The 18,292-nt window shown below is 53.4% G+C and carries 19 protein-coding genes; 5 read left to right on the top strand and 14 right to left on the bottom strand.

From position 1 onward, the window contains the following. Nucleotides 1-301 precede the first annotated feature (301 nt). The 4 genes from queC to pal are packed head-to-tail and all read right to left on the bottom strand — an operon-like array spanning nt 302 to nt 3,066. Nucleotides 302-982: a 7-cyano-7-deazaguanine synthase QueC gene (gene queC / locus H7F08_RS10590; protein ID WP_193640539.1), complete on the bottom strand. Its 681-nt coding sequence runs from the start codon at nt 980-982 to the stop codon at nt 302-304. A 12-nt stretch (nt 983-994) separates the two neighbouring features. Continuing rightward, on the bottom strand, nt 995-1,639 hold the full coding sequence (gene queE / locus H7F08_RS10595) for a 7-carboxy-7-deazaguanine synthase QueE (protein WP_193640540.1): 645 nt from the start codon (nt 1,637-1,639) through the stop codon (nt 995-997). A 2-nt stretch (nt 1,640-1,641) separates the two neighbouring features. Further along, nucleotides 1,642-2,466: a tol-pal system protein YbgF gene (gene ybgF, locus H7F08_RS10600; RefSeq protein ID WP_010641053.1), complete on the bottom strand. Its 825-nt coding sequence runs from the start codon at nt 2,464-2,466 to the stop codon at nt 1,642-1,644. A gap of 21 nt (nt 2,467-2,487) precedes the next feature. Further along, nucleotides 2,488-3,066 carry a peptidoglycan-associated lipoprotein Pal gene (gene pal, locus H7F08_RS10605; RefSeq protein ID WP_024893153.1) on the bottom strand — a complete coding sequence of 193 codons (579 nt, stop codon included), beginning with the start codon at nt 3,064-3,066 and terminating at the stop codon, nt 2,488-2,490. 167 nt (nt 3,067-3,233) lie between these two features. Here pal and hemC point away from each other — a divergent pair, with 167 nt between their 5' ends. Genes hemC through H7F08_RS10625 form a run of 4 tightly spaced genes read left to right on the top strand, consistent with a single transcriptional unit; the run spans nt 3,234 to nt 6,625 of the window. Continuing rightward, nucleotides 3,234-4,151, top strand: coding sequence for a hydroxymethylbilane synthase (hemC, locus tag H7F08_RS10610; RefSeq protein WP_029316296.1), 918 nt, complete (start codon nt 3,234-3,236; stop codon nt 4,149-4,151). Then, complete coding sequence (locus tag H7F08_RS10615) at nt 4,148-4,945, top strand: uroporphyrinogen-III synthase (protein ID WP_226831109.1); 798 nt, start codon at nt 4,148-4,150, stop codon at nt 4,943-4,945. The genes hemC and H7F08_RS10615 overlap by 4 nt, the downstream gene beginning before the upstream one ends. After that, nucleotides 4,938-5,930, top strand: coding sequence for a porphobilinogen synthase (hemB, locus tag H7F08_RS10620; RefSeq protein WP_010641061.1), 993 nt, complete (start codon nt 4,938-4,940; stop codon nt 5,928-5,930). The genes H7F08_RS10615 and hemB overlap by 8 nt, the downstream gene beginning before the upstream one ends. Further along, nucleotides 5,918-6,625 carry an energy transducer TonB gene (locus H7F08_RS10625; protein WP_010641064.1) on the top strand — a complete coding sequence of 236 codons (708 nt, stop codon included), beginning with the start codon at nt 5,918-5,920 and terminating at the stop codon, nt 6,623-6,625. The genes hemB and H7F08_RS10625 overlap by 13 nt, the downstream gene beginning before the upstream one ends. A 2-nt stretch (nt 6,626-6,627) precedes the next feature. On the opposite strand, the gene H7F08_RS10630 is transcribed toward H7F08_RS10625, so the two are convergent. The 7 genes from H7F08_RS10630 to H7F08_RS10660 are packed head-to-tail and all read right to left on the bottom strand — an operon-like array spanning nt 6,628 to nt 14,292. Then, the gene (locus H7F08_RS10630; RefSeq protein WP_193640541.1) at nt 6,628-7,944 is read right to left on the bottom strand and encodes an MFS transporter; all 1,317 of its coding nucleotides are present in this window, start codon (nt 7,942-7,944) and stop codon (nt 6,628-6,630) included. A gap of 53 nt (nt 7,945-7,997) precedes the next feature. Beyond that, nucleotides 7,998-8,867: an S-formylglutathione hydrolase gene (gene fghA, locus H7F08_RS10635; protein WP_010641069.1), complete on the bottom strand. Its 870-nt coding sequence runs from the start codon at nt 8,865-8,867 to the stop codon at nt 7,998-8,000. 8 nt (nt 8,868-8,875) lie between these two features. Beyond that, complete coding sequence (locus H7F08_RS10640; RefSeq protein WP_010641071.1) at nt 8,876-9,985, bottom strand: S-(hydroxymethyl)glutathione dehydrogenase/class III alcohol dehydrogenase; 1,110 nt, start codon at nt 9,983-9,985, stop codon at nt 8,876-8,878. 44 nt (nt 9,986-10,029) lie between these two features. Then, nucleotides 10,030-10,875, bottom strand: a complete 846-nt coding sequence (gene fdhD, locus H7F08_RS10645; RefSeq protein ID WP_193640542.1) for a formate dehydrogenase accessory sulfurtransferase FdhD — start codon at nt 10,873-10,875, stop codon at nt 10,030-10,032. After that, complete coding sequence (locus tag H7F08_RS10650; RefSeq protein WP_024893162.1) at nt 10,854-11,123, bottom strand: hypothetical protein; 270 nt, start codon at nt 11,121-11,123, stop codon at nt 10,854-10,856. Before H7F08_RS10650 ends, fdhD begins: the two co-directional genes overlap by 22 nt. Next, nucleotides 11,113-13,380 carry an FdhF/YdeP family oxidoreductase gene (locus H7F08_RS10655; protein WP_193640543.1) on the bottom strand — a complete coding sequence of 756 codons (2,268 nt, stop codon included), beginning with the start codon at nt 13,378-13,380 and terminating at the stop codon, nt 11,113-11,115. Before H7F08_RS10655 ends, H7F08_RS10650 begins: the two co-directional genes overlap by 11 nt. A gap of 30 nt (nt 13,381-13,410) precedes the next feature. Beyond that, nucleotides 13,411-14,292 (bottom strand): NAD(P)-dependent oxidoreductase, encoded by an 882-nt coding sequence (locus H7F08_RS10660; RefSeq protein ID WP_010641076.1) that lies wholly within the window; start codon nt 14,290-14,292, stop codon nt 13,411-13,413. A gap of 190 nt (nt 14,293-14,482) precedes the next feature. Between H7F08_RS10660 and H7F08_RS10665 the strand changes: the two genes are divergently transcribed. Then, the gene (locus H7F08_RS10665) at nt 14,483-14,686 is read left to right on the top strand and encodes a cold-shock protein (protein WP_010642828.1); all 204 of its coding nucleotides are present in this window, start codon (nt 14,483-14,485) and stop codon (nt 14,684-14,686) included. Between the two features lie 105 nt (nt 14,687-14,791). Here the strand turns inward: H7F08_RS10665 and H7F08_RS10670 are convergent, their stop codons facing one another. From H7F08_RS10670 to H7F08_RS10680, 3 genes are read right to left on the bottom strand one after another with little or no spacing between them, the layout of a single operon-like run. Next, nucleotides 14,792-15,730, bottom strand: coding sequence for an NAD-dependent epimerase/dehydratase family protein (locus H7F08_RS10670; RefSeq protein WP_193640544.1), 939 nt, complete (start codon nt 15,728-15,730; stop codon nt 14,792-14,794). 20 nt (nt 15,731-15,750) lie between these two features. Then, nucleotides 15,751-16,710: an HlyD family secretion protein gene (locus H7F08_RS10675; RefSeq protein WP_193640545.1), complete on the bottom strand. Its 960-nt coding sequence runs from the start codon at nt 16,708-16,710 to the stop codon at nt 15,751-15,753. Nucleotides 16,711-16,753: 43 nt separating this feature from the next. After that, on the bottom strand, nt 16,754-18,028 hold the full coding sequence (locus H7F08_RS10680) for a hypothetical protein (RefSeq protein ID WP_193640546.1): 1,275 nt from the start codon (nt 18,026-18,028) through the stop codon (nt 16,754-16,756). Between the last annotated feature and the right edge of the window lie 264 nt (nt 18,029-18,292).

Below are 18,292 nucleotides of genomic sequence, written 5' to 3' on the forward strand. Positions count from 1 at the left end.
CACTCTGTGTCAGAGCCGTGACTTGGCTAAGGAGCCGTCCAATGGACGAAATGAGCGTATTTATTTCGAGACTACGCCAGCCACAGCACACTCCGCCTTATCCTAAAAACGGCAGTTGCCGTGGGTGCTTTTTGCTCCGTTGTTCCTCGCCTGTTGTTCTAAGGCGCATCCTGCTGTCAGGAGAGAACTCGCCCTGCGGGCTCAGACAGCTCTCCTGACGGGCGCAGGATTTCGCCAAGAACAACAACGGCTCAAAACAAAAGTCGCTGCAAAGCACCCACGACAACTGCCGTTTTTAGGCTTATTGATAAGGCGTAGGATCAGCAATTCCGGCGCTCAGGAATCCGGCGTGGCGCAGGCGGCAACTGTCGCAGCGGCCGCAGGATCGGCCCTGGTCATCGAGCTGATAACAGGAGCGGGTCAAACCGTAATCGACGCCTAATTGGGTTCCCAACTGGATGATTTCGCTTTTGTCGAGATACTGGAGAGGCGCGTGAATACGCGGTCCTCTGGATTCGTCGCCGAGGCGGGTAGCTACCTGGGCCAGTTTCTCAAAGGCGCTGATGAATTCCGGACGGCAGTCAGGATAACCGCTGTAATCCTGGCTGTTGACCCCGATGAAAATATCCTGTGCCACCGTTACTTCAGCCAGGGCCAGGGCAAAAGATAAAAATATGGTGTTCCGCGCCGGGACATAGGTAATGGGAATGCCGGGAGCGATACCACTTTCGGGTACCGCAAGCTGGGCATCCGTCAGGGCAGAACCGCCAAACGCGGCCAGATCAATATGCACGGTGCGATGACTGGCCACCCCCATAGCCTGTGCCACCAGTCCGGCGTAATGCAGTTCCTGCTTGTGGCGTTGGCCATAATCAAAGGACATGGCATGAATGGCATAACCATCGCGACGCATCAGGGCCATGACCGTGGCGGAGTCGAGGCCGCCGGAAAGCAGCACAATGGCAGGTTTTGTTTCAATCATGTCTGGCACCATTCAGCGTCCCGGGACATCGCCCCAAATGAGTTTGTGCAGTTGAATCTGGAGGCGCACCGGAAGCTGGTCGGTGAGTATCCAGTCGGCCAGGTCACGGAGCGGCATTTCTCCCTGGGAAGGGGAAAACAGAACCTCGCAGATCTGGCTCAGGCCTTCCCGCGCCAGAACTTCCTTGGCCCAGTCATAATCCCGGCGACTGCAAATGACAAACTTGATTTGATCCTGGGCATTCAGCCGGACTAAGTTTTCCCAAAGGTTACGGTCTGACTCGCCAGAATCCGGCGTTTTGAGGTCAAGCACTTTGATAACACGGGGGTCTACCGCTTCGACGGATAGGGCGCCGCTGGTTTCCAGAAAAACTTCGTAGCCGGAGTCGCATAGCCGGGTCATGAGCGGCAGCACGTCCTGCTGGGCGAGTGGTTCGCCGCCAGTTACGACGACCAGACGATTACCACCTGCCCGCACCGCATCTATGATGACATCCAGAGTCTGCCATTCACCACCATGAAACGCATAAGCCGTATCACAGTAGTGACAACGCAGAGGACAGCCGGTCAGCCTCACAAAAGTTGCAGGACGGCCTACGCTGCGGGTCTCCCCTTGCAGGCTATGAAAAATTTCGGTGATGCGAAGCCGTTCGTCCATCCTTACTGAGACGGCAAGGCCTGTAACTGTGCTTCCGCTTTTTGTGCTGACGGGGTGCTGGGATATTGTTTGAGGACCTTATTAAGGACCACGGTTGCCTGCTTCTTTTTGCCGATGGCCTGATAAATCTCGGCCATGCGTAACATGGCTTCGGGAGCCTTGCTGCTCTGGCTGAAACGGGTAGGCACCACATAAAGGCTTTTCAGTGCCGCATCATTTTGTCCCAGTACGTACTGGGCTTGCCCTAACCAGTAATAGGCATCCGGCACCAGACTGCTTTGTGGATATTTCTGGATGAAACCCTGCAGGCCGGTGACGGCATCACCATATTTACCCTGACGCAGAAAATTGAAGGCATGCTGGTAATCCGCTTGTCCCAGTCCTTGAATGGATGGTGCGGAAGTATTGCTGGCTGCACTGGCCACCGCTGCAGCAGGCGTGCTGACTGGAGAAGTGCTGGTCAGCACGCTGCTGGTGCTGGCGGTTATGCCGGTTGCTGGAGTAGCCACCGCAAGTTGTGCGGCCAGAGCCTGCACCTTGCTGGCCGTAGCTTGCTGTTCTGTCTGCAGATCATGGGTTTTGGTGTCTACTTCCCCACGCAGATTGCGAACCTCCTGCTCCAGACGTTGAGTACGTTGAAGCAGGCTGGCCAGAGCGCTTTGTGAGCCTTTGTCCGCTTGCTGAACCGCGACGAGACTGCTCAACTCGCCCTGCATGACCGCCATTTGCTGCTGAAGCTGGAGCACCCGGTCACTCGTGGATTCTGCCTGGGCAAAAGGACTCAGACATAATAACGGTAGAACAGGCAGTAATTGCCAGCGTTTCATCAACATATACTCCTTGGCTGTTTAGCCGTTGTAGCCACCACTATACACAAAATCAACGCGGCGGTTTTTTGCCCAGCACTCGGCATCGTTGGTAGTGCAGAGGGGGTTATCCTTGCCGAAGCTCACGGTGCTGATGCGCGCGGCATTAACTCCCTGAGCTTCCAGGAACTGCTTCACGGTTTCCGCGCGGCGTTCGCCGAGGGCCAGATTGTATTCCTGAGTACCCCGGTCATCGGTATTGCCTTCCAGGCGGACCTTGACATGGGGATGATTGACCATGAACTGGGCATTCTGGGTGGCAATCTGCTGGGCATGGGCATCCATGTTTTCACTGTTGAAGCCGAAATGCACACGCAATTGCTGCGGCAGGGCAGCCAGTTCAGCCGCCGTCAGGCCGCTGTTGCCGCCGCCGATGGGGCCATTGGCATTCAGATCCTGGCCATTGACGCCTTCGCCATTGTAACCTGCGGTGGCAGCGGAATTGACAGGGGCCACAGCACCCACAGTGCTGGGTTTACCACTACCTACATTATGGGCGCAGCCCGTCAGTGCCAGGGCACCAGTCATTGCAACGGCTATCCAGATTTGATGGTGACGCATGTTTTCGAGCTCCTGTTAAATTTGCAGCGATTGTATCTTGTAGTTAAAGAGTATTTCAATGTTATTTGCTGCTTTGCTCAAACATCATTATCCTTGACGGGAAAAGTTGCCCTGCCAAGGGGTCTAGCTCCTGCTTTTTTGTGTTATTCCAGGATGATTATCCCGCCATGATGCCGCTGATTCGAATTGGTACCCGCGCCAGTCCTCTCGCTGTCTGGCAGGCTGAGCATGTCCGGGATGCCCTGCATGCCGCCCATCCGGATGTTCAGGTGGAAATCATCCGCATGAGTACCAGTGGGGACGTGCTGTTGGACGCGCCCTTGCATTCCCTGGGCGGCAAAGGGCTGTTCGTCAAGGAAATAGAAGAAGCGTTGTTGGCGCGCCAGGTGGACATTGCCGTGCATTCCATGAAGGATGTGCCGGCCCTGCAGCCGGTGGGCCTGGAAATTGCGGCCATCATGGCGCGGGAGGATGTCCGTGATGCCTTCGTCAGTAACACGGTCCACCATCCGGAGGAACTTGCGCCGGACGCCAGAGTGGGGAGTTCCAGCTTGCGGCGCCGCGCACAATTATTGCAAAAATATCCGCAAGTACAGGTGGATGATTTACGGGGTAATGTAGCTACCCGGCTGCGCAAGCTGGACGAAGGTCAATATTCGGCGATTATCCTGGCTGTGGCGGGTCTGAAGCGTCTGCAGCTTCATGAACGGATTACCTACGCTATTCCCGTTGAGCAGTCCTTGCCTGCAGTGGGGCAGGGCGCGGTAGGCATTGAAATCCGCACAGACGATATAGTAACAAGGGAGTTATTACAGCCCTTGATGGATCAGCCTACCTGGCAGTGTGTGTTGGCGGAGCGCAGCATGAACCGGATTCTGGGTGGAGATTGCCGCTTGCCGGTTGCGGCACTGGCAGAATGGCAGGGACAAAAGTTGTTCCTGCGTGGGCTGGTAGCCAGTCCTGATGGTTCCCGCCTGCTGCGGGCAGAAGCCAGTGGTACGGATCCGGTGGCGCTGGGCCAGGAGGTGGCTGTCCAGCTACTGGCCCAGGGTGCTGCCGCAATTATCAAGGAAATTCAAACATGATGAGTAGTGGATTACTACAGAACAAAGGGGTGGTGGTTACCCGTCCCCGCGAGCAGGCAGGAGATCTGGTGGAAGCGCTGAAAGCGGCTGCTGCACGGCCGATTCTGTTTCCGGCAGTACAAATTGAAGCACCGGAAAACTGGCAGTCTCTGGATGACGCCCTGCACCAGCTGGATACATTCGACTGGGTGATTTTTACCAGCCGCAATGCGGTAGCTTTTGCCCTGAGTCGTCTGCAAAGCCGGAATTTAATCTGGCCCCAGGGGCCGCGCATTGCAGCGGTAGGGCGGGAAACTGCCAAGGCTCTTCGGGAATTTGGCCTGCAAGTGGATCTGGTACCCAAAAAATTCAGCTCTGAGGGTTTGCTCAACAACGCCGAGTTGGCGGAAATGCAGGGCAGCCACGTCGCCCTTTTTGTCGGCGATCAGGGGCGGGAATTGCTGGAAAAGGTGCTGGGCGAACGTGGTGCGCAAGTGGACAAGGTCCTGTGTTATCGCCGCACCCTGCCGGGTGCCAATCCAACCCCTCTCCTGCACGCCTGGGCCCGTGGTGAACTGCATGCCGTTACCCTGACCAGTCCCGAAATTTTCAATAATTTTTATCAAATGATTGGCGGGCTTGGCCAGCGCTGGTTGAAAAATACCCCCCTGATTGCCATCAGCCCGCTCACCGCAGAAGCCATTACTGCGGTGGGTTTACCGGACCCCTGGGTAGCCGAAGAAGCCAGTACCGAAGGGATTATGGCGGCTCTGGAAGTCTGGGCAAAAAGCCGGGAGCAGGTTGCCGATGTCTAACAATAATCTTTCCTTACGACATTCGCCCCGGCGTTTGCGCCGCCATCCGGCCATGCGCGCCATGCTGCAGGAAAATCAGCTGACGCCAGCGGATTTCATCCTGCCGATTTTCCTGGTGGAAGGTGAAGGTATCCGCAGCGATATTATTTCCATGCCCGGGGTATTCCGCCATAGTATTGATTCAGCCCTGAAGCTTTGCGCGGAAGCGGTCTCCCGGGGTATCTCGGCGGTTCTGTTGTTTGGGGTGATTGCTGAAGGCTGCAAGGATGCCTGCGGCTCTGCCTCCTGGGATAGCGAGGGTTTGGTGCAAAAAGCCACCCGCGCCATTCGCGCTGCCTACCCCGATCTGCTGGTCATAGCCGACGCCTGTTTTTGTGAATACACCGATCATGGCCATTGCGGCATTCTCAATGCCGAAGGGGATCGCGATGATAACGCGACCCTGGAAAATCTGCAGCGTCAGGCACTTTCCTATGCCGAGGCGGGTGTGCATGTGGTGGCGCCATCGGGCATGGTAGATGGCATGGTAACGGCCATTCGTGAGGCGCTGGATGCGGCCTGTCATTCCGAGGTCAGTATTTTGTCCTATGCGGTCAAGTATGCCAGCGCCTATTACGGGCCGTTCCGGGATGCAGCCGACAGTGCCCCCCAGTTTGGCGATCGTCGCGCCTATCAGATGGACCCAGGCAACCGCCGCGAAGCTTTCCGCGAACTGGATCTGGATATTGCTGAAGGTTGCGACATGGTCATGGTCAAGCCCGCCATGCCGTATCTGGATCTGGTGCGGGATTTGCGCGGGCGCTGTGATCTGCCGGTGCTGACTTATCAGGTGTCGGGAGAATACAGCATGTTGCAGGCAGCCGCGCGGGCGGGATGGCTGGATTTACAGCGCAGTGTGCTGGAATCCTTACTGGGCATGAAACGCGCCGGGGCAGACGCCATTATTACTTATTACGCCCTGGATGCGGCGGAATGGCTGGAGTAAAAGCGTCCTCAACGCCTCCTGGCCGGAATGTGCGCCAGAGAAAATCTGAGAGTCTACTTGAAGATGGGTTATTTCGCCTGCGCTGGTATGGTGCAGTAGGCATTATCGCCATTGGCCGGATTTTCCGGTTGCGCGCCAGTGATATGGACCAGTTGTTTCCCTGGCTGTTGTTTTCGTTGTTTGTCAATTTGCTGGTCTGGATGTATCTGTTATTGGGTCTGGCTGCGCCCCTGGCCAAAAGAAATCCGGTTACCTCGTTAGTGGAAATTTCCCTGACGCCCACTTTTCATCAGCCCCGGATCAGTGCCCCGATAGATCCGCGCGTGTCGCGTCCCCAGGCGGATGTGGACGCCGTGACGCATAAAGCGATGCCAGCTGTTTCTTCAGCAGAGCGCCAGGCTGCCTATAATTTCTATCTGAAAAACTGGGAAGGACGCATCATGGCGCTCGCCCAGAAAAAGCTGTTTGCGCCGGGGCATGGGCCGCTGCCGCAAGGACGGGTGGTCGTGGCAGTAACCATTGCTCCAAATGGACATTTATTGGAAATTTCCATGTTGCAGGGCTCACGCAATGTTGCCCTGGTGGAAGCGGTGGAAACCCTTATTCGTGCTGCGTCACCTTTTGCAGCCTTACCGGCTCTGTGGCAATCCCCGCCGACGCCTTTGCGTATCGTCCGCACCTGGAGTTTTGAGTAGCTTCAGTTTTTAGCGGCCAGGTTTTCCAGTTCTTCCAGGCTTTTCATACGTGATTCCACGCCATAAATCAGGGTGGCCAGCAAGCCGAGCAGGGCAACAACTGACATAAATACCAGCACCAGAGGAATCCCCCAGCTTTTTTCAAAAATCGGAAACAGTACGGCGGAAAAGAAGGCCCCCAGCCGCGACAGGGCCGTTGCCAGACCAGCGGCGCTGGCCCGCAATTCAGTGGGGAAGATTTCCACTGCCAGAGCAAATACGGTGACGCCGGGACCAATGCCCACCCCGAAAGAATATACGGCAGCGGCCAGATATACGCCCATAATCCAATGGTTCCAGGAGCAGAGCGCGAATACGGCCAGTCCCAGGGACATCAGAGCAAAACCCGCACTTTGCAGGGGAATGCGCCCCCAGCGATCCAGACGGGAGACAATGAAAACGATCCCGAGGGCCGAAATAATCAGAAAAGCCGCATTGATGGCTGCAGCAGCGGCATTACTGCTGGCCAGACCATTATCACGCAGTACCATGGGGAAATAGAGACCAATCCCGAGGCCGACCACGTCCAGACAAAACCAGGGGAAAACGCTGAGAAAAAGGCGTCGTAACCAGGCTTTACGGAGCAGAATACGCCACGATTGACGCTGAATCTGAAAACTTTCGAGTTCCGCCTGCCGCTGCGCTGGCGAATAAGCTGGCTGTAGCTGCACCAGGGCTTCCTCCGCCTGCTGATGCTGCCCTTTGCGCACCAGCCAGCGCGGTGATTCCGGCAGGCCACGACGCAGCCAGAGCAAGGCCAGGGCGGGGACGATGGCGCTGCCCAGCATCCAGCGCCAGGAGTCGGGTCCGGTGGATAGCAGTGCCCAGCCGACCAGGGTGGAGAGCAATGCGCCTATATACCAGGCCAGATTGACCCGGGCAAAGCGGTTTCCGCGCTGCGCCGACTGGCTGTATTCGGCAACGATGGTGGCCACCAGTGGGTAGTCGAGGCCAATGGCGAGACCGGTAATAAATCGGCCCGCGAAAAGCGCTGCGGTATCCGGACTGAAAGCACTGATCAAGGCTCCCAGTACATACAGAAAAATGTTGGGGAAAAGCAGTCGGCGGCGACCAAAACGATCCGTGAAAAATCCACCGAATAATCCGCCGATCAGGGAGCCGAGCAGGGCCATGGCCATAAGAATGCCGGTTTCCGTAGCCTGCAGATGCCAGGCGCTGCTCAGCGGCAGCAGAACCACCGCCATGATGCTGAGGTCATAGCCGTCCAACAGCATCCCCAACATGGCTGCACCCAACGCATGCCCCCGGCTGTCAGCCATCGGCTAAAGGCTCTGCTTGGTAGAGACTAGGCCCGTTGTGCGGGTCCCGGAAATCAGTCATGAGCAGGTGGTCTGGGTACAGCGCCCAGATGGCGGGCATGGAAATTCAGATGTTCTCCGATGAAGCTGCTGATGAAAAAATAGCTGTGATCATAGGTTTCATGCCAGCGCAGGATGATTTGCGGGTCATTCAGAGTCTCCAGATATTCGGTTTTCAGCTCTGCCTCCAGAAAGGGATCGGCACGTCCCTGATCTATCAGGATGGGTGGGTGCTGTTGGCCCGAACTTTTGAGGAGTTCCAGACTGTCATAAGCCAGCCATTGCCGGGTATCGTCACCGAGGTAGCGACTGAAGGCTTTTTGTCCCCAGGGCGTCTGACTGGGGGCGGATACCGGGGCGAAGGCCGACAGGGACTGATACTGCCCGGGTCGTCGTAATCCGCAGACCAGAGCCCCGTGACCACCCATGGAGTGCCCGCAAATGCCCTGGACGCCTGCGCTCATGGGAAAATTCCGGGCAATGAGGGCGGGAAGTTCTTCGGTTACATAGGAAAACATCTGGTAGTGAGCCTGCCAGGGGGCTTGCGTCGCGTCCAGATAAAATCCGGCACCGCTGCCGAAGTCCCAGTCATCATTTTCTCCTGCAATTCCGGTATTACGGGGGCTGGTATCGGGAGCTACCAGGATAAGGCCCAGTTCTGCCGCATAGCGCTGAGCTCCCGCCTTGATCATGAAAGTTTCTTCGCTGCAGGTCAGTCCGGCAAGAAAAGTCAGCACCGGAAGCTTTTCCCCTGGTTGATGCGGGGGGATGAAAATCGCAAAACGCATGGGTCCCTGACAGTGCCGGGATGGATGTTCATAGCGCGCCATGCGCCCGCCAAAGCAGGCATGCGATTCGAGGATCTCCAGTTCTTGAGCGGGCATGAAATACCTCAGAAAGTCAACACGGTGCGGATGGATTTACCTTCGTGCATCAAATCAAAGGCGGTATTGATGGATTCCAGTGGCAGGGTATGAGTGATCATCTCATCAATCCGGATTTTACCTTCCATATACCAGTCGACAATTTTGGGCACGTCCGTACGACCTTTGGCGCCGCCAAAAGCAGAGCCGCGCCAGTTACGTCCAGTCACCAGCTGGAAGGGGCGCGTGCTGATTTCCTGGCCAGCCCCGGCGACGCCAATGATAATGCTGGTTCCCCAGCCCTTGTGGCAACATTCCAGAGCCTGACGCATCAATGTGGTGTTACCAATGCATTCAAAGCTGTAGTCTGCTCCGCCTTTGGTGAGGCTGACCAGATAAGGGACCAGATCCTCTTCTACCTCTTTGGGATTGACAAAATGCGTCATCCCGAATTCTTCGGCCAAAGCTTTTTTGGAGGGATTGATATCCACGCCGATGATCATGTCGGCTCCCGCCAGGCGGGCACCCTGCACGACATTGAGGCCAATACCACCCAAACCAAAAACCACCACCTTGTCGCCAGGGCGCACCTTGGCCGTATAAATCACCGCGCCAATACCCGTAGTTACGCCGCAGCCGATATAGCAAACCTTGTCAAAGGGTGCATCCTCGCGAATTTTGGCCAGGGCAATTTCCGGGAGCACGGTGTATTGCGCGAAAGTGCTGGTTCCCATGTAATGGTATAGAGGCTTGCCCTGACTGGAAAAACGGCTGCTGCCATCAGGCATCAAGCCTTTACCCTGAGTTTCACGAATGGCCTGACATAAATTGGTTTTACCACTCAGGCAATATTCGCATTCCCGGCACTCCGGGGTATAAAGGGGAATAACATGATCTCCGGGTTTCAGAGAGCGCACGCCCGCACCCACTTCAACCACCACGCCTGCACCTTCATGACCAAGAATGGTAGGAAACAATCCTTCCGGATCCATGCCGGAAAGTGTGTAGGCATCGGTATGGCAAACCCCGGTCGCCTTGATTTCCACCAGCACTTCCCCGGCGCGTGGACCATCCAGCTGCACAGTCTCGACGACGAGGGGTTGATTGGCGCCATAGGCGACAGCGGCACGTACATCCATAAGGTGATCTCCTGAAAGTTGGCGAACAAAAAACAGCTTAACCGCTAATCACAAAGCGGGGAAAGTGCGGGCATCCAATCCTTCTGGATACGTTCGGAGTGAGCATACAAAGTCATGCGATCATCGCGGGCGTAACCAATCAGGGTTACTCCGTGGCTTTCAGCCAGCTCGATGGCGAGACTGCTGACTCCGGAAATGGCTGCAATCACCGGAATGCCAAAGCCAATGGCCTTGAGCACAATTTCAAAACTCAGACGCGAGGAAATCCCCAGCACATTGACTTCGCCGGGCATCAGTCCTTGCTGAATGGCCGCACCAATACCCTTGTCCACGGCATTATGGCGACCAATATCTTCGCGCACCAGATAATCCCGGCGATAGCCGAGAATGGCGGCATGGGCCGTGCCGGTACTGTGATTCAGCGCCTGTTGCTCCTGCATCTGTAGCATGAGAGTACGGATGGAGACCGGGTTGCAGCAAAAACTGCTCTCCAATGGCGCAAAAGGAATGAGCCTGGCCAGGAGCGGCGTCCCGCACAAGCCGCAGGCACTTCCGCCAAGGACTTGGCGACGCTTGTGTTGCGCGCGTTCTGCTGCTGCTGCCGTGAGCTGGAGGTAAACGGCCCAGGCACCATTTTCGGTCACCCACTCCCAGGTGATAATTTCCTCAGGGTCGTGAATAATGGCTTCGCTCCACAAAAAACCCATAAAAAAATCATCCAGGTGTTCCGGCGTCACCATCATCACTGCGTAAGCCTGACCATTGAGGACAATGGAGACTGCGCGTTCTTCAAGGACCGCTTCCTGGTGGGCAACCGGTAATCCCTTTCCTGTCAGCAGGGTTGCTGCCGACCAGCCGATGCCCGCACCTAATTCGCCATTGATGCGCATAAATCCTTTCCTTTTTGAGTAAGAAGGATCACGGTGCGACCACGTTGTTCGCTTTGGGTCAGATATCCCATACCACCCCAGCTTTCATTTTCACCAAGCAGTAACAACAGACGTTCCAGTTGGCTCCGCCGCAAATTCATCTGTTTGCCTATTTTCGCCAGAGAAATGACCGGTTCATGACACAGTGCCTGCAGCAGGGCGATGACCAGATCTTCCGTGGCCGATTCTGGAGCAGACTCAGGCGTCACGCTTGCTCACCGCGTGAAAGGTCACCCGAATGGATTTGGAAGTCGGGGTGTTGGCCCGGTCTGCATGACTGGACAGAGGCACCAGTACATTCAGCTCGGGATAGTAGCCAGCCACACAGGAGCGGGGAATATCATAGGGTAGCAGGCGAAAACTCCGGGCAACACGTTCGCCGTCTGTCCAGTGCGAAATAATATCCACCAGCGTATTTTCGATAAAACCCAATTCAGCCATGTCTTCAGGATGCATGAAGCAAATATTGCGGGCACCCGATACTCCCCGGTAGCGATCTTCGTAACCATAAATGGTGGTGTTGTATTGATCATGGCTACGAATCGTCATGAGATTGAAAACCCGCTCAGAACTTTTGGGAATAAAGCGGTCTTCGGTGATGTGATGCAATGGCTGGGCAATAAACTGAGCCTTGCCCGATGGGGTCGTCCAGCGCCGGGAGCGTGGCGGCAGATCGAGATGAAACCCTCTGGGTTGATGGACCCGGGCATTGAAGTCCTCAAAACCTGCAACTACCCGTGAGATGCGATCGCGAATCCGGTCGTAATCCTCTACCAGTGCGCGCCATGGGGTTTTGCTGTCGGGCAAGGTGGCTTCAGCCAGTTCGGCGATAATGGCACATTCGGATTTCAGTTGGGACGATGCCGGTGCCCGCATTCCCTGGGAAATGTGCACCATGCTCATGGAATCCTCAACGGTAATGCCCTGGGGCTGACCATTTTGAATGTCTATTTCTGTTCGACCCAGACAAGGAAGAATCAGGGCGTTTTTTCCGTGGACCACATGAGAGCGATTGAGTTTGGTGGTTACATGCACGGTCAGTTCACAATGGCGCAAGGCTTCATGCACGCGCCGGGTATCCGGGGTGGCGTTGGCAAAATTGCCCCCCATCCCGAAAAACACCTTGGCCTCACCTTTTTCCAGAGCGGCAATGCTGGCAATGACGTCATGGCCGGGTTCTCGGGGCGGCTCAAAACCAAACTCCTTGCCCAGACGATCCAGAAAATCGGCAGCGGGACGTTCCCATATCCCCATGGTGCGATCACCCTGAACATTACTGTGTCCGCGAATGGGGCAGGCTCCCGCTCCGGGCTTACCGATATTCCCTTTGAGGAGAAGCACATTGACCAGCATCTGAATGGTAGCCACGGCATGCTTGTGTTGGGTGATGCCCATGCCCCAGGTGATGATACTGGCTTTGCCCGAATCATAAATTTTACCGATTTCCATAAACTCGGCATGGCTGAGACCGCTTTCCGACTCAATTTCTGCCCAGGGGGTATCCAGGGCAATTTTTTTCAGAGCAGTGAAACCCTCAGTATGCGTATCAATAAAATCCTCATCCAGAGAGCCTTGCTCCAACAGATAACGCACTATGCCGAGGGCAATGGCATAGTCGCCGCCAATGCGGGGCTGATAGTAATGGGTAGCGATTTCGGTCCCATGATTGGTGAGCATCTCGCCGGGATCCTGAGGGTTAACAAAACGCTGCAGGCCACGTTCCCGAAGCGGATTGAAAACCAGAATCCGGCAGCCACGTTTGGCTGCATCCCGCAAGGTGCCGAGCATGCGCGGGTGATTGGTGCCGGGATTATGGCCAAAGAGGAGCAGTGTATCGGCATGGTCAAAGTCTTCCAGGGTGACGGTACCTTTGCCAATACCAATAGATTCAGGCATTCCGAGACTGGTAGGTTCGTGACACATGTTGGAGCAGTCCGGCATGTTGTTGGTACCAAACTCACGGACAAAAAGCTGATAGAGAAAAGCAGCTTCGTTGGAAGTTCTGCCGGACGTATAAAAAATAGCCTGGTGGGGGGAGTCGAGCACCTGCAGGTGATGGGCTATCTGGGCAAATGCCTGCTCCCAGGAAACGGGTTGATAATGGTCGCTGGCGGCATCATAGATCATCGGTTCGGTCAGGCGGCCGAATTCTTCCAGATCATAATCACTTTGCTGGGCAAGCCAGCTCACGGAATGCCGGGCAAAAAAATCCGCCGTTACGCGTTTGCTGGTGGCTTCGGCAGCAACCGCCTTGACGCCGTTTTCACAAAATTCAAAGGTGGAGTGGGCATCGGGATCAGGCCAGGCGCAGCCCGGACAATCAAAACCTTCGGCCTGATTGGACTTCAGCAGCAGGGCTGTACCTTCCGAGAGAATACCTTGCTGGCGCAGGCTCTGCATGGAAGCACGAAGTGCTCCCCAGCCTCCTGCTGGTTGATGATAAGGACGAAATTTCAGCTCAGACATGGTTTTCTCCTTGTGAAGCATCACCGATATTCAGGGCAGAAGACCGGCATCCTGCGCGGCCAATGCCCCTACGGCAGACCAGTCACGGGTGGTGCCGCCTTCGGCAGCGAGACGAATAAAGCGATCACGCAGGAGGCTTGCAAGAGGCAGCGGAACATCCAGATGTTCCGCTGCTGCCAGAACCAGACGCATATCTTTCTGGCCCAGCGGCGCGGCAAATCCTGGCGGCGTAAATTTCCGGTCGGCAATCAGTGCGCCATAATTTTTGTAGAGGGGCACATTGAACAGGCTGGAGGTCAGCAAATCCAGATAGGCATGGCGGTCTACTCCCCCTTTTTCCACAAGTGCCATGGCTTCACCCAGCGACTCAATGACCGAAGCTATCAAAAAATTACCACTGAGTTTGACCAGATTGGCCTTTTCCGGCGCATCTGCCACCACAAAACTACGTTGACCCATCACATCAAAAAGGTTTTGCAGGCGGGAGATGATCTCCGGCTTTCCTGCCAAGGCCAGGAACAGCTTGCCGGCAGCCGCCGCATCGGGCCTTCCGAAAACCGGGGCGGCCAGATACTCCTGCCCGGCTCGGGCATGGGCTGCGGCCAGCTGCGCTGAAAGGCTGACACTGATGGTGCTGCAGGACACATGCACGGCCCCTGTCCGCAAATGCGTTATCAGGCCGTTTTCCTCCAGAACCAGAGATGTTACGGCTGGATCATCGGCGAGCATGGTGAATACAACATCGGCATCGGCAAGATCCTGAAGGCTACCGGCGGCTTTTGCGCCCTGATCAACAAGCGCCTGTATTTTCTCGGGAGTGCGGTTAAATACCTTCAGATTTACTCCGGAAGTGAGCAGTCTGGCTGCCATTCCCGAGCCCATCTGCCCCAGTCCTACGAAACCCACTTGCATGGTGACCTCCTCGTTTTGCATCTGCTACATACCGGACGGTTGGTTCTAACCTTAGTCAGAATCCCTGTTTTCGTCAACATTGAATGATTTGGCGCGAAATTTTTGCGAAATGCCTTGCATGTCTCAAGAATAGTCCCTATGCTCGCTCATGGACACGTGGTCCGAATTTACGCAATAGGAAGTGCATCAAATGGCAACAGGTACAGTAAAGTGGTTCAACGATAGTAAAGGTTTCGGTTTCATTACTCCTGAAGATGGCAAAGAAGATGTATTCGTACATCACTCCGCCATTCAGGGCAGCGGCTTCAAGACCCTGGCAGAAGGCGCACGTGTATCGTTCAACAGTGTTCGCGGCCCCAAAGGCATGCAGGCTGAGGACGTGCGCGAGATCTAATCCCTAGCGGATGATCATCGCCCAGGGCGCCGCAATTGCGGCGCTTTTTTTTTTGGGCTCGTGAAATTAGGCTCAGGGCGCGCATGGCACCCAGCACTGCGTATGTCAGATAACCCTGGCCAGCAATAAATCCTGAATACCTTCAGATAGAGACCAGGACGGTTGGCATAAGTCCTTGCGCATTTGCTCGTTATCCGCAATGGAACAGAGGATGTCTCCTTCTACGGGTGGAACCCATTCAATACGGGATGGCGCATTGACAAGTTCTTGGATGGTTTTTGCCAGATTGAGAATAGTAGTCGCTTCTCCTCGGGCAATGTTAATGCTTCCCTGCACCCTTCCTGTTAGAGCCGCCACGTTGGCCTGAGCAACATCTTTTACATGAATGAAATCACGTTCCTGGTTGCCATCACCACGGATGGTCAGTGCCTGCCGGGATAGCGCCTGGGCCACAAAACGGGAAATCACCCCACTATAGGGGGATTGGGGATCCTGCCGGGGGCCATAAACATTAAAATAACGTAAGCCTAAATGCGAAAGTTGATGCATACGGCCATAGAGGTCTGCATATAACTCGTTCGTATATTTTTCCATTCCATAAGGAGAAATTGGCAAAGCTGGTTCATCTTCATTCAGAGGCAGTTTTGTGGGGTTGCCATACACGGCTGCCGAAGAGGCGTACACAAAGCGCGCTTGGTGTTTCCGCGCCTCTTCGAGAACACCAACATAAGCCAGAATATTCTGCTGACAGGAAAAAACAGGATCCTCCTGACTTCTGATGACGGAAACCTGGGCGGCGAGATGTAATATGTGGGTCACCCCTTCACAGGCGCTATGCAGTAGTGTGCGATCAGTCATGTCGCCCAATATAAAATCCAGGCGTTCATGGCTTGCGGGTAAGTTATCCCTTTTCCCGGTGGAGAGATTATCCAGGACACGGACGTGATAACCTTCAGAAAGCAGAAGTTCAACCGTGTGGGAGCCGATGAAGCCGGCACCACCAATAACAAGCATTATTGTAGGCTCTATGCTGAGCGTATCCATCCATTCTCCCGAATTTTAAGTTATGGCCAAGCCTGAAAATTTACCTTTACGGGCATATCCTTCACAACATCATGCAATTGTAATGGGTGCTTAAGACGGAGTTTTATCCGTAATGTATTTCCTCGCGTCGAGGAAAACACAGAAAACTGAGGGGGCAATCTACTCGCTTCAGCTGAAACACTCATAACGACACCCGGAATATGTTGTCCATTACTAAAAATAATGGTTGCAGGTGTGCCAGGATGTGCATAGCGTATGTCTTTTGGGCTAAGAAATGCCTCGATCCATGGCTGACTATGGCTAAGTAGAGTCAATATTGGGGTATCATGGGACACCCATTGGCCTGGATAGACAAGTGGACGGATAACCTGTCCAGTAAAAGGTGCCCTGGATGCCTCCGTGACCTGTGGAAGGACAGAAGTTTGCGCAGCCAATCGCTCCAAAGCTGCTTTGGATTGATCAGCCGATGATTCAGCGGATAAAAGTTGCTCTTGAGCCTCAGTAAGGTCCGCTGTCGTAGCTGCACCCTCATCCAAAAGTTTTTTTAAGGCCTTAACTTTGTTCTGCCGTATAACAACCACTCTTGCCTGCAGATTCAGCGCTGTCTGCAAGGATCGTAGAGCACTTTTGGAAATTCTATTGCTTCTGGAAGCTGAAATCGTATCATTCTGTTCATAGGGTTGGATACGGCATAAGGCTTCTCCGCTCTTTACGGTTGCTCCACTAGGTAAAACAAATAAAACATGCCCAGCGGTACCTGCAGTGATAGTGACTTGCTGCATTTGCACAAAACCTGGAGCGCTCACGACCAGTAAATCGTGGATAAACTGAATACCGTAGTATACTGGTAGGGCTAGCACGGCGAGCACAATAAGATACCATCGCCAACGTGGTACATGACGCCTAGAAGCTGCATACCGCACCGATAGATCGTTACTAGAATCGGGAGTTGCAGGTGGCATATCAAAACTGATTTTCAAAGGGTTATCCTCATCGAAGTGAAGCTTCGCGAAGCTGTTTCAGTCAAGGTTTTGCTTTGTAAAAATCTTCCCATGATTGTATATCTATGCCGTCAAAGTTTGGGAATGCATTAAGTGAACGTGATAAGTTTTGCCAATGAGTCATCGCAGCACTTTGTCCCTGTGGATATAGACTTTCAACCGCTGGAAGACCGGGTTCAATACTTTGCACGATACTGATAGACAAATTTGAATATTTTTGTAGTATTGGTATCACAATCTGTTTAACACGATTCGGATTGCTTATATAAATCATTATCGCAGCATTACTAAGTCCTGCTCCTATCAACTGATTGATTAGATTTTTATTTTTGAATTCTTTATAATTAATAGTCAAAGTGATAGGTCGTCCAGTTTCACTGTGAATCACAGCTATAGTTTTGATAATCCCAGATTTCCAGATATTTTGTTTATTCTTCGGAAGTTGACTGCGTTCAACATCAAGGTCTACACCATCGAAACCAAGTGCATAAATTGCCGGTAACCATTGCATTAATTTTCTGCGTCCATTTGCTGTAACTAAATCAGGCTCACCAATCAACCAATTCACAGTAATTCCCATATCTTTGGCTTTTTCCAAAAAATTTGCCAGTCCTGGTAATTTATGTAGCTCCATAATAGTTTGCATCTGCGAGGGAGTAAAAGATAATTCAACCCGTCTTGTTTGGTATAGAAATTTTTCATTATTGTGCCACTCACGAATAAAATCTGCAGCGTTCCAAGTGTACCATCCATAAATTTTAGCACTTCTATTGCTTATGGTTTTAATTGGCTTGTGACCAAGATATAGGGCAGCTTGGACTACTTTTTTCCAATTATGTTTCAGTGAATTAAGCGCGCTGTTTACATTATTATTTTGTATGTTTTCTAGTTGAATATTGGACGTTTCTGATTGTTCTTTGTCTATTAGTTTATTTGCAGATAACTTTCCCTCGAAATTTTCAGCATGAATAATGTTTTTTGCTAATAATTCTTGACTATAGCTGTAGTTTATTGCTGCTTGATAGAGCAAGTAAGTTTTTTTTAAGTCTTTCTCTATGGCGTCATCAGGAATTGCCTGAGCGCGAAGATGGGCTATCTGCCAAGCTGAAAATGCGGCTTCCAATTGTCGCCATGACGCTATTGTGTCCATGTCACTTTTTTGTACGTTATTTAAGGCTATTTGTGTATCCTGATTTGCTTTTAGTTGAGCTTTTCTTAAAGATAACTGCGCCTGATCGATCAATGCAGCTTTCTCGCGATGAATTACAGAACGTTCATGCAGGATATCTATAGGCATATCGACTTGTACACCAATGGTCGTAGCAAAGCCTGAAGGTACACCAATGCCTTTTGTGAGTGATTGTGAAAGGCTCCTCGCTACTTGGAGTGGATACGAGGGTACGGTAGTCTTAGGGCATTGCTGATCTAGGGAAGGTTAATGATGGACGAAGACAAGCTGTTTACCTTGGCGTTGGGGTTGGTTCCGCCGTGGATGGTGGACGATGTGACTTTCAAGCTGGAGGAGAAGCGGTTGGACCTGCATATCAACTTTCCCAACTGC

The sequence above is a fragment of the Acidithiobacillus sp. HP-11 genome, from assembly GCF_015100075.1.
GTDB lineage: Bacteria > Pseudomonadota > Gammaproteobacteria > Acidithiobacillales > Acidithiobacillaceae > Acidithiobacillus > Acidithiobacillus thiooxidans.